16 protein-coding genes are annotated in these 14,864 nt (G+C 50.4%); 13 read left to right on the top strand and 3 right to left on the bottom strand.

The window, feature by feature from the left end:
* Window positions 1-12 precede the first annotated feature (12 nt).
* From ET464_RS07315 to spo0A, 6 genes are all read left to right on the top strand, one after another.
* Window positions 13-846, top strand: coding sequence for a TlyA family RNA methyltransferase (locus ET464_RS07315; protein WP_129439615.1), 834 nt, complete (start codon window positions 13-15; stop codon window positions 844-846).
* A gap of 200 nt (window positions 847-1,046) precedes the next feature.
* A complete protein-coding gene (locus tag ET464_RS07310; RefSeq protein WP_129439607.1) occupies window positions 1,047-1,505 on the top strand; it encodes a hypothetical protein in 459 nt (152 codons plus the stop codon).
* Between the two features lie 20 nt (window positions 1,506-1,525).
* Window positions 1,526-1,978 (top strand): transcriptional regulator AhrC/ArgR, encoded by a 453-nt coding sequence (gene ahrC, locus ET464_RS07305; protein WP_129439605.1) that lies wholly within the window; start codon window positions 1,526-1,528, stop codon window positions 1,976-1,978.
* A gap of 33 nt (window positions 1,979-2,011) precedes the next feature.
* On the top strand, window positions 2,012-3,721 hold the full coding sequence (gene recN, locus ET464_RS07300; protein ID WP_129439604.1) for a DNA repair protein RecN: 1,710 nt from the start codon (window positions 2,012-2,014) through the stop codon (window positions 3,719-3,721).
* Between the two features lie 118 nt (window positions 3,722-3,839).
* Complete coding sequence (gene spoIVB / locus ET464_RS07295) at window positions 3,840-5,171, top strand: SpoIVB peptidase (protein WP_208543905.1); 1,332 nt, start codon at window positions 3,840-3,842, stop codon at window positions 5,169-5,171.
* A 245-nt stretch (window positions 5,172-5,416) separates the two neighbouring features.
* Window positions 5,417-6,232, top strand: coding sequence for a sporulation transcription factor Spo0A (gene spo0A / locus ET464_RS07290; RefSeq protein WP_129439600.1), 816 nt, complete (start codon window positions 5,417-5,419; stop codon window positions 6,230-6,232).
* A 229-nt stretch (window positions 6,233-6,461) separates the two neighbouring features.
* Here the strand turns inward: spo0A and ET464_RS07285 are convergent, their stop codons facing one another.
* Window positions 6,462-6,755 carry a DUF2627 domain-containing protein gene (locus ET464_RS07285; protein WP_129439598.1) on the bottom strand — a complete coding sequence of 98 codons (294 nt, stop codon included), beginning with the start codon at window positions 6,753-6,755 and terminating at the stop codon, window positions 6,462-6,464.
* A gap of 197 nt (window positions 6,756-6,952) precedes the next feature.
* Here ET464_RS07285 and lpdA point away from each other — a divergent pair, with 197 nt between their 5' ends.
* The 5 genes from lpdA (at window position 6,953) to lipB (ending at window position 12,576) form a co-directional block, all read left to right on the top strand.
* Complete coding sequence (gene lpdA / locus ET464_RS07280; RefSeq protein ID WP_129439596.1) at window positions 6,953-8,383, top strand: dihydrolipoyl dehydrogenase; 1,431 nt, start codon at window positions 6,953-6,955, stop codon at window positions 8,381-8,383.
* Window positions 8,384-8,492: 109 nt separating this feature from the next.
* Window positions 8,493-9,527 carry a thiamine pyrophosphate-dependent dehydrogenase E1 component subunit alpha gene (locus ET464_RS07275; protein WP_129439595.1) on the top strand — a complete coding sequence of 345 codons (1,035 nt, stop codon included), beginning with the start codon at window positions 8,493-8,495 and terminating at the stop codon, window positions 9,525-9,527.
* On the top strand, window positions 9,527-10,510 hold the full coding sequence (locus tag ET464_RS07270; RefSeq protein ID WP_129439593.1) for an alpha-ketoacid dehydrogenase subunit beta: 984 nt from the start codon (window positions 9,527-9,529) through the stop codon (window positions 10,508-10,510). The genes ET464_RS07275 and ET464_RS07270 overlap by 1 nt, the downstream gene beginning before the upstream one ends.
* 19 nt (window positions 10,511-10,529) lie before the next feature.
* Window positions 10,530-11,831, top strand: a complete 1,302-nt coding sequence (locus ET464_RS07265) for a dihydrolipoamide acetyltransferase family protein (RefSeq protein ID WP_129439591.1) — start codon at window positions 10,530-10,532, stop codon at window positions 11,829-11,831.
* Window positions 11,832-11,871: 40 nt separating this feature from the next.
* Entirely contained in the window at window positions 11,872-12,576 is a 705-nt protein-coding gene (gene lipB, locus ET464_RS07260; protein WP_129439589.1) for a lipoyl(octanoyl) transferase LipB, read from the top strand.
* On the opposite strand, the gene ET464_RS20840 is transcribed toward lipB, so the two are convergent.
* The gene (locus ET464_RS20840) at window positions 12,568-12,663 is read right to left on the bottom strand and encodes a stressosome-associated protein Prli42 (RefSeq protein WP_425271748.1); all 96 of its coding nucleotides are present in this window, start codon (window positions 12,661-12,663) and stop codon (window positions 12,568-12,570) included. The two genes, lipB and ET464_RS20840, sit on opposite strands and share 9 nt — an antisense overlap.
* A gap of 76 nt (window positions 12,664-12,739) precedes the next feature.
* On the opposite strand from ET464_RS20840, the gene ET464_RS07255 reads away from it, so the two are divergent.
* On the top strand, window positions 12,740-13,867 hold the full coding sequence (locus ET464_RS07255; protein ID WP_129439587.1) for a M20/M25/M40 family metallo-hydrolase: 1,128 nt from the start codon (window positions 12,740-12,742) through the stop codon (window positions 13,865-13,867).
* A gap of 104 nt (window positions 13,868-13,971) precedes the next feature.
* Here the strand turns inward: ET464_RS07255 and mciZ are convergent, their stop codons facing one another.
* Window positions 13,972-14,157, bottom strand: a complete 186-nt coding sequence (gene mciZ / locus ET464_RS20835; protein WP_129439585.1) for a Z-ring formation inhibitor MciZ — start codon at window positions 14,155-14,157, stop codon at window positions 13,972-13,974.
* Between the two features lie 140 nt (window positions 14,158-14,297).
* On the opposite strand from mciZ, the gene ET464_RS07245 reads away from it, so the two are divergent.
* Window positions 14,298-14,864 (top strand): NUDIX domain-containing protein, encoded by a 567-nt coding sequence (locus tag ET464_RS07245; protein WP_129439583.1) that lies wholly within the window; start codon window positions 14,298-14,300, stop codon window positions 14,862-14,864.

Below are 14,864 nucleotides of genomic sequence, written 5' to 3'. Positions count from 1 at the left end.
TGCAGGAGAGAAATGACAACGACTAAAGAACGAATCGACGTGCTTTTGGTGGAGCGCGGTTTTTACGAAAGCAGAGTAAAGGCAAAAGCGGCGTTAATGGCCGGCCTTGTGCTTGTGAATGACGAGCCCGTTGACAAAAGCGGCATGAAGGTGGATCGCAGCGCGGATATAAAAGTAAAAGGCGCAGTCCATCCCTATGTCAGCCGCGGCGGGTTAAAGCTGGAGAAGGCAATCCGGCTGTTTCAAATTGATATGAAGGATCGGGTTATGCTGGATATCGGTGCTTCTACCGGCGGTTTTACCGACTGCGCCCTGCAGAATGGCGCATCTTACGTATATGCAATTGACGTAGGCTATAACCAGCTGGATTGGTCGCTCCGGCAGGACAGCAGAGTGCATGTGATGGAAAGAACCAACTTCCGTTATACGCAGCCTTCCGATTTGGTTGGCCCCGAGCCGACTTTTGCATCGATCGATGTATCTTTTATATCGCTGAAGCTCATTTTGCCCGCATTATCCCGATTGCTGCGAACAGGCTCCGGTATTGTAGCGCTTATTAAACCGCAGTTTGAAGCCGGCAGGGAAAAGGTCGGGAAATCAGGGGTCGTGCGCGATCCGAAAGTGCATGAGGAAGTGCTCCGCAATGTGCTGGGCGCGGCCGGCCAGCTTGGCTATAAGCTTGAGGCGTTAACCTTTTCCCCGATTACGGGCGGAGAGGGCAACATTGAGTTTTTGGCGTACTGGACTTGGATGAACGAACCTCAACAACCGGGATATGATGAAGCAGCAATAACGGATGTTGTTCGGCAGGCGGGCGATACATTTACGGTTGGCAAAGCGAACTAGAAGGCTTAGGGGGATACCTGCTGCTTGCTTGTAAAGCGAGTGCAGGATCCCCTTATTTTTTTCTTTACAGCTTGAATGGGTTTTTGTTACAATTAAAAAACCAAACAAGCGTTCGCTTTATCCGTTTATAACAGGAATAAGCCCATCCTGTATCGAACTATGAGAAAAGAAGCTCATTGTTAAGATAAGGGGCTGATCAGGTGAATAAATACGGCGACTGGTTCATTATGCTGATAGCCGGCGGCCTTTTGGTGTTTTGGCTGCTTTGGGTATTTTATCGCTGGCTGCATCAGCCGCTTGGCATGAACCGTCTCACACTGGGCAAGGGCGCAAAGCTGAGCCCGGACGATGAGAATATTATTTTCCTTGAATCCGCAGGTTATGAGGTGCTGTCCGGCAAACACCGGGTTCCCATTACGATCGGCCTCGACGGAAATTTGCTGGAGAGCAGGCTGTATATTGATTATATAGCCGAGCAGGACGGCAGCCTCTATATCGTAAAGACGGCACGCGATCGGATGCCGATGGACTGGACCGGCAGCGGCGTGAGGGACAGGTTGTTTGTTTATTCGCTTCTGCTTCCCGAATGCGACGGGGTATTGTTCGTTGATGTTAAGGAACAAATAATAAGGAAGATTACATTCCAGTTTGCGGAATAGCTATGCTTGGGAGGATATTTATGAAAAACGCTCGTCAATTTAAAATTCGAGAAATAATAATGACGCAAAATATTGAAACGCAAGAAGAGCTTGTGGAAGCTCTGCGCGCCGCCGGCCTGCAGGTGACACAAGCTACCGTTTCCCGGGATATGAAGGAGCTGATGCTCATCAAAGTGCCGACAGGAGACGGTGCGTACAAATATTCGATGCCGCAGGATCAATCCCGGCTAAATCCGGCCAATAAGCTGAAGAGAGCGCTGCTTGACCATTTTGTACATATTGATTATACCGATAATCTGGTTGTCATGAAATGTTTGCCGGGCACAGCCAATACGATTTGCGCTTTGATCGACAACATGGAGTGGAGCGAGGTTATGGGAACGATTTGCGGCGACGACACAATCTTGATTATTTGCCGTTCCAAGGAGCAAAGCCAAACGATTGTGGACCGGCTGCTGTCGCAAGTCGATTAGTAATTGCCATGACGTATAGGGGGATGCTTATTTATGCTGCATGAGTTATCGATTCGGAATTTGGCCGTCATCGAAGAAGTGCATGTTTCGTTCCATGAAGGATTTCATGTGTTGACAGGTGAAACAGGAGCCGGAAAGTCCATTATTATTGATGCACTAAGCCTGATTGCAGGCGGCAGGGGAACATCGGACATTGTCCGCTATGGCTGCGACAAGGCCGAGATGGAAGCGGTATTTGATGTGAAGCCCGGTCATCCGGTATGGTCCGTATTAGATAAGTTAGGCATACATGCATCCTCCGATGAAATGCTTATTATTCGCAGGGAATTGTCGGCTTCGGGCAAAAGCACAAGCAGAGTGAACGGACAGCTTGTCACGATGACGATGTTAAGGGATATCGGCGAATGTCTGGTCAACATACATGGCCAGCATGAACATCAATCGCTGCTCCGGACAGAGCAGCATTTGGAATGGCTCGACCTGTTTGCGGGCGAGGATTTGCTGAAGCACAAGAGGGTGTACAAAGGCATTTACACGGAACTGCAGGCGAAGCGCGCCGAACGGAGAGAATTGGAGGAGTCTGCCCGCCATAATGTGCAGATGCTGGATCTGTTCCGTTTTCAGGTGGAGGAAATATCAAACGCCCAGCTTCGTGTCGGTGAAGACGAATCGCTTCTGGAAGAGAAGCGCAAGCTAATGTATGCAAGTAAACGAATGGACAGCATATCGGAAGCGTATTCCTTGCTTTATGACGGCAAGGCTCTTGACGCGCTCAGCAAAGCGATTACAAAGCTGTCAGACGTTCAGAAATATGACGAGTCCGTCCTTTCCCCTTTGGTGGAACAGCTGCAATCGGCTTTTTACCAAGCGGAGGATGCGGCTTACCAGCTTCGTGATTATCGGGACGGCATTGAGTCGGATCCAGAACGATTAGCTTATATCGATGACCGGCTTGATTTGATTAACAGCTTGAAGCGGAAATACGGCGAAACGATTCCTGATATTTTAGCTTATTTGGAGCGCACGATCGAAGAGCGGGATAAAATTGAAAACCGCGACGAGCATTTGGAGCGGCTGCAAGGGGAAGAAAACCGTTTGTTCGAGAAGGCGATTGCGTTAGCCGAAGAACTGTCGCAAATGCGGATTCATGCGGCATTAAAGCTTTCGGCAGCCATCGAATCCGAACTTGGCAGCCTGCAAATGGGCAGTACGCAATTCCGGGTTCAGCTCGATCATTCCAAACGTGTGCAGGAAGACAACATCGTGCAGCTTAATGCGAACGGTATCGACGAGGCTGTGTTTATGTTGTCCACCAACCCCGGCGAGCCGTTAAAGCCGCTTAATAAAATTGCTTCCGGCGGCGAAATGTCCCGGATTATGCTCGCGCTGAAAAGCATTTTTGCTGAAATTGACCAGATCCCAGTGCTTGTTTTTGATGAAGTGGATACGGGGGTCAGCGGCCGGGCAGCGCAAGCGATTGCGGAGAAAATGTCGCAGCTGTCATCCAGATGCCAAATTTTTTCGATTACACATCTGCCTCAAGTGGCATGCATGGCTGACCATCATTATGAAATCCGTAAGCAGGTTACAGAGCAGCGGACATCGACTTCCATCCAGGAACTGATCAGCCATAACCGGATTGAAGAACTGGCAAGAATGCTCGGCGGTGTGGAAGTGACGGAAAAAACCCGCCATCATGCACAAGAAATGCTTGATTTGGCGTATCGGAAAAAAGGAGCGTAATGAGAGGTATTCAGGGAAAGTTTTTGCGGTCATAAAACAGTTGGGGCGGGGTAACTTAAAGGTACGCCAACGGCGAAATGACTTCGTCATGCGACGGAATACAGGGAGCGTGAAATCATTGAACTCCACCAATCGGAAGCGATGGTTAGGGTTGGTTCTCGTTTTTCTCGTCTGTATGATCGGAAGCTCCGCCCCGTTTCAAAATTTTGCCGCATTCCCGAATGAACTACGTTTATTCTCAGGCCAAATGAAACGCTTGCATTATGGAGTTCCGGTACACGCAGAGGTTGAGGTCGATCCCCAGATGCTGCAAGTGAATGGGACGGCGCGGCAATCACTATCGGTAAACCTGAACGAACCGTTATCGTTAAAGCCCAACCACATCGGCGAGACGAGCATGAAAGTCAAATTATTTGGCAAGATTCCATTCAAAACGATTAAAGTGAACGTCGTTCCAGATTTGAAAGTTGTACCCGGCGGACAAACGATAGGCGTTAAAGTGAAATCTGCCGGTATTTTGGTTGTAGGCCATCATTTAGTTACAAACCGCGAAGGAGAAAAGCATTCGCCCGGTGAAAAAGCGGGACTGCGGCTCGGAGATCTCATTGTCCAGATTGACGGCACTCCGATTCATGAAGTTCGCAAAGTAAGTAAAATTGTGGAGAAAGCCGGTTTGTCCAAAAAGCCGCTGGCCATTACCTTTAAGCGCAATGGCAAACTGCAGCTGACCGAACTGTATCCGGAGTATGATAATGAAGACCGGGCATGGAGGTTAGGCTTGTATATCCGTGATTCTGCAGCAGGAGTGGGCACATTAACGTTTTATGCTCCCGATCACGGCGTATACGGCGCATTAGGTCATGTCATTACCGATATGGACACGCAAACGCCCATTGAGGTGGGACAAGGCGAAATTTTGCAATCCAATGTAACGTCGATCAATAAAAGCCAAAATGGGGATCCCGGATCAAAAAGGGCCGAAATCATTCGGGAAAGTAAAGTGTTAGGCAATGTGGAGCGCAATACTTCATTTGGGATATTCGGGAAAATGCACGAGCAGCCTATGCACAGCTACAGCGAGCGTGCCGTACCTGTCGCATTTGCCGAAGAAGTGAAGGAAGGACCTGCTCAAATTTTAACCGTTATTAACGGCCAGAAGGTTGAACGGTTTGATATCGAAATTGTCCATGTGTCCAAGCAGCAGGTTCCTGCAACTAAAGGAATGGTCATTCGAATTACAGATAAAAGATTATTAAGCAAAACAGGCGGTATTGTGCAAGGCATGTCCGGCAGCCCCATTCTTCAGCAAGGTAAATTAGTTGGGGCCGTTACACATGTATTTGTAAACGATCCTTCTTCCGGATATGGATGCTTCATTGAATGGATGCTGCAAGATGCCGGTGTAATTACACCGGCGGCGAACTCCAACCATAAGCAGACTGCAGCATAATTCAAGACGGAAAAAAACCGCTTAAAAAGCTTCAAGCTTTTTAAGCGGTTTTTTGTTAATAATTTGTCGAACGGTTTCGCTTTTTATCATAAAATGCAAATAAATTTAAATTATAAATGATTTTGGTAAAAAGATAAACAAAAATAATTTTCGACAGAAGGAATTTAACCGCACATGTCGAAAATGTTTAGCAGACAGCTGAGGGAAGGGGAATTCATGAATATTACTTAAGGGAGGACCAAACCTTGCATAAAATTGAAGTATTGTTAGCGGACGATAATCGTGAGTTTACGAACCTGTTATCAGAATACATATCCGAACAAAGTGATATGAACATTAGCGGTGTAGCTTATAACGGTGAAGAAGTTCTAAGGCATCTAGAGGAATCCAAACGAATTCCAGATGTTCTTATACTCGATATTATTATGCCGCATTTGGACGGATTAGGTGTTCTGGAACGGATTAAAGACATGAATTTGCAGCCAATGCCCAAAATTATTATGCTTACGGCATTTGGCCAAGAAAATATTACGCAAAAAGCAGTTCAGCTTGGCGCATCTTATTATATTTTGAAGCCATTTGATATGGAAATATTGGCAAACCGGATTCGTCAGCTTGTTGGCAATTCTACGTATTCTTCGTCTGCTACGTTTAATGCAAGCACAACCAGCACATTGAAATCCAATGTGGTCCCAATGGCAAAAGGCAAAAATTTGGACGCCAACATTACAAGTATTATTCATGAAATTGGAGTGCCGGCGCATATTAAAGGATATCAATATTTGCGTGAAGCCATTACGATGGTTTATAACAATATTGAAATTTTGGGTGCTATTACAAAAACCCTATATCCTGCAATTGCCGAGAAGTTCAAAACAACACCTTCCCGCGTCGAGCGCGCCATCCGCCATGCGATTGAGGTCGCTTGGACACGCGGCAATATCGACAGCATCAGCCACTTGTTCGGTTACACAATCAACATCAGCAAGTCGAAGCCAACCAATAGCGAATTTATTGCGATGGTAGCGGATAAGCTGCGGATTGAGCATAAAGTGAGTTAGTTTTATTATTACGACAAGCACAACCGCCTTTGGTTGTGCTTTTTTGTTTCTTGCTGCTGTATGTTTGAAGCCGTCGTTGTGGAATGATGGGCGGATGAAGCTGCAGTATCTTTTCCTCCTTATGCCGAAGCAATAAAAAACAGCCGCTCGTTTCATGAACGGCTGCATTCCAATGGTTAAATAACGATTGGAGGCGCAGATCCATAACGGCGGCTGTCACGCATATCTGTTACATTTGCGGCTTCGGAGGCCGAGGACGTTTTTCGCGGAACCGTGTTGCGACATAGTTGCGCTTCCGGTCGCGGAAAAAGACCCATCCGCTAATAAAACCGGCGCCGCCGCCAAACATAAGGAAGCCAAGGATGAACTTGAGCCAAGCAAAATGAGGCGTTACCGCATCATTGCCAAAGTCGGAAAAATAGAAAAATACAGCATCTTTCATTTTCAAAAATCCAATGCATGCAATTAAACCGGGAATGGCTAATATCAGGATCGCAATAAACCTTGCCACAACAAGTTTCATCTGTCTTTGCCCCTTGTCCTGAATTTTACATTTCTTCTATCATACCTTTTCCGCGGCGCACTGTCTATTTCGGAATAGCGTTTGTCCACACGTATGCAAACAGGTTACAATGGGATAGACAAGAGATGAGGGTATCCGAGTTCTATAAGGATAGATGGTCATTATAACTGGACTTATTATTATTGGAGGGACATAGCATGGCAATTGAAGTAGATGTAGCCGTATTAGGAGGCGGTCCGGGAGGGTATACGGCGGCAATCCGTGCCGCTCAAGCGGGCAAAAGCGTCGCTATCGTGGAGATGGACAAGCTCGGAGGAACTTGCTTGCACCGGGGCTGCATTCCAAGCAAATCGCTTTTGCGCAGCGCAGAGGTGTATGCAACGCTGTTGAACGCTTCCGCTTACGGCATCGACATCGCCGAAGGGGCGGCTTCGTTAAATTTCGGCGGCGTGCAGCAGCGGAAGGAAAAAACCGTAGACCAGCTGTACCGCGGGCTGCAAAGCCTTATGAAAAAACATGGCATTCAAATCATTAACGGCAGGGGCCGAATTATCGGGCCGTCGATTTTTTCGCCGCGCAGCGGGTCGCTGGCGGTTGAACTGCCGGACGGTGAGATGGAATCGGTCGTGTCCGCTAATCTTATTATTGCAACAGGCTCCAGGCCGCGTTCGCTCCCAGGGCTGACGCCGGACGGCAAGCATATTTTAACAAGTGATGATGCGCTTAAGCTGGATAAGCTGCCTTCCTCCATGCTAATCATAGGCGGCGGTGTAATCGGCGTGGAATGGGCGTCGCTGCTGCATGATTTTGGCGTGGAAGTAACGATTGTTGAAGCCGGCACGCGGCTATTGCCCGGCGAAGATACCGAGGTTTCGGCCGAGATTGCGAAATCGCTGCGCAAACGCGGCGTACGGATTGTGACCAGCGCCCAGCTGCATACAGATACATATCGAACTGGCGATGAGGGAGAAGTTGAAATTAGCGCAACCTTACCGGAAGGTCGCGTCCAGCTGACGGCTGCGCAAATGCTGTTGTCGGTTGGGCGCATGGCCAACATTGAAGGCATCGGCCTTGAGAATACGGATATCCGCACTTCCGGCGGGTTTATTCAGGTGAATGAATACGGGCAAACGAATGAACCGCATATTTATGCGATTGGCGACGTAATTGGCGGCGTTCAGCTGGCTCATGCTGCAGCGCATGAAGGCATCAATGCTGTTGACCATTTGCTGGGCGGCCGGCCTTCACAGGTGCCGCATCATCTGATTCCGCGCTGCATTTATTCGCGCCCGGAAATCGCTTCCTACGGTTTAACGGAAGAAGCGGCACTTTCCAAAGGCTATGATATTAAGACAGGCAAAATTCCGTTTCAGGCTATTGGCAAAGCGGTCATTACCGGCCATCCGGAAGGATTCGTAAAAGTCATCGCCGACCGTGAAACCAACGATTTGCTGGGAATTCATATCATTGGCGGTCATGCGACCGACATGATCGCGGAAGGTGCGCTTGCCTCGGTGCTGGATGCTACCCCATGGGAGGTCGGGCAGACGATTCACCCGCATCCAACGCTGTCGGAGGCGCTTGGCGAAGCGATGCTGGCGGTTGATGGCAAGTCGTTAGCGTTCTAGAAGCGGGAATCCGGGAGAAGGTTTCCCTTTTAGCAAAAAGCGGGTATAATAGGTGTGAGCAAGTATTAGTACCTGGTTTTAATACTTGGTTAAAAGGAGGCTGTTCCTAATGACCCCTATCAATTCCACCAAGCGGGTATTCCCGCATACTGAATTAGGTCTTTCTGATGAAAAAGCAATTGAAATGTACAAAATTATGCAAATGGGACGCAAATTTGATGAGCGTGTGCTGCTGCTGCAGCGCGCGGGCAAAATCAATTTCCATGTTTCCGGAGTTGGCCAAGAGGTCGCTCAGGTAGCGGCTGCATTCGCACTGGATAAGGATAACGACTATTTTCTGCCGTATTACCGGGATTACGCGTTTACGCTGTCGGTTGGCATGACGTTAAAAGAGCTGATGCTTTCGGTTTTTGCAAAAGCGGAGGATCCAAACAGCGGCGGACGGCAGATGCCGGGTCACTTCGGCCATAAGAAGCTTCGGATTGTAACGGGCTCCAGCCCGGTGACAACCCAGGTGCCTCACGCTGTTGGAATCGCGCTTGCGGCCAAGATGAAGCAGCAGAAGCTGGTCAGCTTCGTGACTTTTGGCGAAGGCTCAAGCAACCAAGGCGACTTCCATGAAGGCTGCAACTTTGCTGGCGTACATAAGCTGCCGGTTATTCTGATGTGCGAAAATAATCAGTACGCCATTTCGGTACCGGTAAGCAAGCAGCTTGGCGGCCGCGTAGCCGACCGTGCGCTTGGTTACGGCTTCCCGGGTTACCAGGTAGACGGCAACGATGCGCTGGAAGTGTTCCGCGCCGTGAAGGAAGCCCGTGAACGTGCGATTGCCGGCGAAGGGCCAACCTTGATTGAAGCCATGGTATACCGCGTATCGCCGCATTCCACTTCCGACAACGATATGGCTTACCGGACGAAAGAAGAAGTGGATGAGCATCGCGCCAAGGACGGCATTGTGAAGTATCGTAATTATTTGGAAGAGTGCGGCTTATGGAACGAGGAGCTTGACAACCAGCTGCTGGCCGAACTGCGCGCGGCTGTCGACGAAGCGACCACTTACGCGGATCATGCGCCGTTCCCGGAACCGGAGTCGACGCTTTACCATGTATACGCTGATGATGCTCCGCAAGGAGGGAAACGATAATGGCAGTAATGGAATATATCGAAGCGATCCGCTCTGCAATGCGGGAAGAGATGGAACGGGACGAGGACGTTTTTGTTCTAGGCGAAGATGTTGGCGTTAAAGGCGGCGTGTTTACGACTACCAAAGGGCTGATGGAGCAGTTTGGTGAATATCGCGCTCTGGATACGCCGCTCGCGGAGTCGGCGATTGCCGGTGTGGCGATTGGAGCAGCCATGTACGGGATGAAGCCGATTGCCGAAATGCAATATTCGGATTTTATGTTCCCGGCTACAAACCAAATCATCAGCGAAGCGGCCAAAATCCGTTACCGCTCCAATAATGACTGGAGCTGTCCCGTTGTGATCCGCGCACCGATTGGCGGCGGCATCTTTGGCGGCTTATACCACTCACAATGCCCGGAGTCGGTGTTTTTTGGCACGCCAGGGCTGAAAATCGTAGCGCCATACCGTCCGTATGACGCCAAAGGCCTGCTGAAGGCAGCCGTCCGAGACCCGGATCCGGTTCTTTATTTCGAGAACAAAAAAGGTTATAAGCTCGTCACGGGCGAAGTGCCGGAAGATGATTATATCGTGCCGATCGGCAAAGCGAATGTACTCCGTGAAGGAGACGACATTACGGTGATCGGCTACAGTATGCCGCTTCTGTTTATCGAGCAGGCTGCCGCCGAACTGGCCAAAGAAGGGATCAGCGCGCATATTCTCGATTTGCGTACGTTGCAGCCGCTGGATAAGGAAGCCATTCTGGAAGCGGTTCGCCGCACCGGCAAAGTGCTGATCGTCCATGAAGACAACAAAACGGGCGGCGTTGGCGCTGAAGTGGCGGCCATTATTGCCGAAGAGCTGCTGTATGAACTGGATGCGCCGATTATGCGGCTTTGCGGACCGGATGTGCCGGCGATGCCAATTAACCCGCCGGGCGAGAAGTTTTTTATGCTGAATAAAGATAAAGTAATGGACGCCATGAGGCAGCTGGCTCTCTATTAGGCCGAAGGGAGAGGAATGAATGAAAGCTTTAACCGAAATCGTCGTGCCGCAGCTTGCGGAATCGCTTGTATCGGCAACGATTGATACGTGGCTGAAGAAGCCTGGCGACACCATCGATATGTATGAGCCGATCTGTGAAGTGCTGACCGATAAAGTAAGCGCCGAGCTGCCTTCCACTGTGAAGGGGACACTGAAGGAAATTTTAGTTCCGGCTGGTGAGACCGTCCCTGTTGGCACGCCGATCTGCATCGTAGAGACGGAAGCGGCAGCGGGAAGCAGAAGCAGCGCTGCTTCTGCTTCGCAGGAACAGGTTGCCGTTTCGGCGGTTGCCGAAGATACGGATCAATCGATGCGCCATCGTTATTCCCCGGCGGTACAGAAGCTGGCAGCCGAGCATGGCGTCCGACTGGCCGACGTGCCGGGCACCGGACTTGGCGGCCGGATTACCCGCAAAGATGTGCTTGCATATGTCGAGTCCGGCGCTCATCAGCGTACCGGCTCGAAACCGGCAGCGGATCCAACGGTAGCCATTCCGAAGGAGCCGGTCCGCTCGTCCGGCCTGCATCTGTCGGAAACGCCGCGTATTCCAAGCATCGAGGTGGAGCGTTCCTCCATTGCCGGCCGCGGCGAAGACTATATTGATGTCACGCCGATCCGCAATACGATTGCGCGCAATATGCGCCAGAGCGTATCCGAAATTCCGCATGCGTGGACGATGATTGAAGTGGATGTCACGAACCTTGTGATGCTCCGCAACAAGGTGAAGGATGAATTCATAAAGCGCGAAGGCGTTAACCTGACGTACCTGGCTTTCCTTCTGAAAGCGGTCGTGAACGCCATCAAGGACTATCCGATCATGAATTCCATGTGGGCAGTTGATAAAATTATCGTGAAGCGGGACATTAACTTGTCGCTGGCCGTCGGCACGGACGATTCCGTCCTGACGCCGGTTATTAAAAACGCGGATCATAAAACGATTGCCGGCCTTGCCCGCGACATTGACGATCTGGCGAGAAAAACGCGTGAAGGCAAGCTGACCTTGTCCGACATGCAAGGCGGAACGTTCACCGTGAACAATACCGGTTCGTTTGGTTCGATCTTGTCTTATCCGATTATCAACTATCCGCAAGCGGCGATCTTGACGTTCGAATCAATTGTGAAACGCCCGGTTGTCATTAACGATATGATTGCGGTCCGCTCGATGGCGAATTTGTGTCTGTCGCTTGACCATCGCATATTGGACGGCGTCATTTGCGGCCGTTTCCTGCAGCGCGTCAAAGACAATCTCGAAAGCTTTAATATGGAAACCAAGCTGTATTAATATATAGCTGTATCAAAGTATAGGAAAAGAGGAAAACATCATGGCTGAGACGGAAAGTGCAGCAAGCACCAAACGTTTGGAAGCCCGGTATATTCCGATGCTGGACTACGCGGAAGCGTGGGATTTGCAAAAAGCGTATGTAAAGGAAATTGATCAGGAGAAGCGTCCCGAGACGCTTCTCCTTCTTCAGCATCCGCCGACATATACGCTTGGCACAGACCGGCATCCGGAACATCTGCTCATGGATGAAGCCGAGCTGAAGGAACAAGGGATAGCCGTATACGAGATTGACCGGGGCGGGGATATTACATATCACGGGCCGGGCCAGCTTGTAGGCTACCCGCTTATTTATTTGGATGCGGCAAGCTTGGACCTGCACGCGTATTTACGGACGGTAGAGCAGGCGATTATCGATTGGCTGGCCGATTACGGCATCGAAGGCGGGCGGAAGCCGGAATATACCGGCGTATGGGTCGGCGACGAGAAAATCGCCGCCATCGGAGTTAAGTTCAACCGGGCCAGAACGAGAAGAGGTTTCGTCACCAGCCACGGCTTTGCGCTCAATATTAAAAAAGGAATCGGTTCGGAAGGATTTAGCGGCATTATTCCTTGCGGCATCCAGCAATACGGCGTAACCTCCTTTAACGATTTGACCGGAATGGACAAAACCGTCGAGGAAGCAGCCCGGGAATTGCTGCCGCATTTTTGCCGGAGATTTAACTTTGAAGTGCCGATTTTAGAATAACATGCCGATGCCGGAAATAAGGGTAGTAACAACGATTGCCGCCACAATGATGATGGAGACAATACGAATCAGCTTCTCGGGGCGCATCCATAACGCTCCTTTCTTTTCGGTGTAGGTTAGTTGTCCCTATTATAAACGATTGTCAAACCAGGAGGAAATGTTCATGATTAATCAAAAGCGGCTTATCGCCGAATTTATGGAGCTTGTCCAGGTCGACAGCCAAACCAAACAGGAGCAAGCGATCAGCGCCGTTCTGAAACAAAAGTTCGCGGGGCTGGGACTGACTTGGGCAGAAGACGATGCCGCTTCCATAACCGGGCATGGCGCGGGCAATTTGATTGTGACGTTCCCGGCTTCCGAAGGCGTGCAAGCAGAAAAAATATTTTTTACATCGCATATGGATACCGTGGCGCCGGGCAACGGCATTAAACCGCAGCTTGACGAGGACGGTTATATTCGCAGCGACGGTACAACCATTCTGGGAGCGGATGACAAAGCGGGCATTGCGGCGATGCTGGAAGCGATCCGCGTCCTGCAGGAACAGTCGATTCCACACGGACAAATTCAACTCGTCATTACCGTTGGCGAAGAATCCGGCCTTGTAGGCGCGCAGGCGCTTGATGTTTCCAAGCTGGACGCCGCGTTTGGCTACGCGATTGATTCCAATGGTTCCATTGGCGATATTGCGGTTGCAGCGCCAACGCAAGCGAAAGTGGATATTGAAATTTTCGGGAAATCGGCTCATGCCGGTGTGAATCCGCAGGACGGCATCAGCGCATTTGAAGTGGCGGCGGCGGCAATTGCGGCTATGCCGCTGGGGCGCGTAGATGAGGAAACGACGGCCAATATCGGGAAAATCGAAGGCGGCGGCGCAACCAACGTTGTCTGCGATTATGTCAAAATCGTAGCCGAAGCTCGCAGTCTTGTGCAGCATAAGCTGGACAGCCAGGTGGAAGCGATGCGGCAAGCGGTGAAAGAGGCGGCGGACCGGTTTGGCGCCCGCGGCGAGGTGCATGCGAGAACCGCTTATCCGGCTTATCAATACGAGGACTCCGACAGGGTGGTGCAATTTGCGAAGCGGGCCATCACGTCGATTGGCCTGACGCCGCGCACGTTCCGTTCGGGCGGCGGCAGTGACGCAAACATCTTTAACGGCTTCGGCGTTCCGACAGTCAACCTGTCCGTTGGCTACGAAAATATTCACACGACAAAAGAACAAATTAAAGCGGCCGATCTTGCTAAGCTGGCAGAATTGGTTCTGGCGATTATTAAGCAAGCGGCTGTGCAATAACAGGCATACGGAAGCCGGCGCAACTTTCTCCCTCTTGTCACACAAAGAGTGTCAGAAGCAGCGCCGGCTTTAATGGCGATTACGGCTTTAGGCTGCGCTCTGTTTTAGCGGGAGCCCTGCCTTTGATGGCTGCCGGAGCGGGAGCTGTTGCTGTCTGTCTGGAGTGTTTCCTTCCCTTGCGGAAAAACAGGCATCGAACCGGACTCGGATACAAGGCGGCGAAGCTGATGCCGGACTTCCCATGCTTTTCCGATGAGGCGGATTTGATGGTCTGCTATATACATTTTCATTATAATGCCCCTTTTTTGCTCATAGCGAGATATTAGGCTGATAACGATAGTTATGCGTGGAAGGGGACAAGTTATACCTGTTTCTATGATCACATTTGATGTGGTCATTCCATTCAGCTGCGTACAGAGAGGAGAACGTTATGAAACCATCAGATTCCATAGATGCTTGGGTGGAACGCACTATACATACGGAACCGGTTTTTCAAGGGAAAGTCATATCGCTGCAGGTGGATACTGTAGAGCTTCCGGAAGGCAAAACCGCTACACGCGAAATTGTCAAACATCCGGGAGCCGCTGCTGTCATGGCGCTGCTGGACGGCAAGCTGCTTGTCGTTGAGCAATTCCGCAAACCGCTTGAGAAGTTTCAAGTTGAAATTCCGGCCGGCAAGCTGGATCCGGGAGAAGATCCGGAAGCTGCCGCCGCCCGCGAGCTGGAGGAAGAAACCGGCTACCGGGCTGAACATCTTCAACTCGTCAGCGCGTTTTATACATCACCCGGCTTTGCGGACGAGAAGCTGTATTTGTATTTTGCCGAGCGGGTTGTGCCCGGACAATCCAATCCGGATGAAGATGAGTTTTTGCAGGTGAAGGCGATTACGCTGGAGGAAGCCGAAGTCTATTTGGCGGAAGGTAAAATCAGTGATGCCAAAACGATTATGGCACTATACGCCTGGAAGCTGTATAAGCTGACCGGACAAATCGTATAA

This window comes from Paenibacillus protaetiae (assembly GCF_004135365.1).
In the GTDB taxonomy this organism is placed as follows: domain Bacteria; phylum Bacillota; class Bacilli; order Paenibacillales; family Paenibacillaceae; genus Paenibacillus_AP; species Paenibacillus_AP protaetiae.
This window is presented reverse-complemented; position numbering and strand designations above follow the sequence as displayed.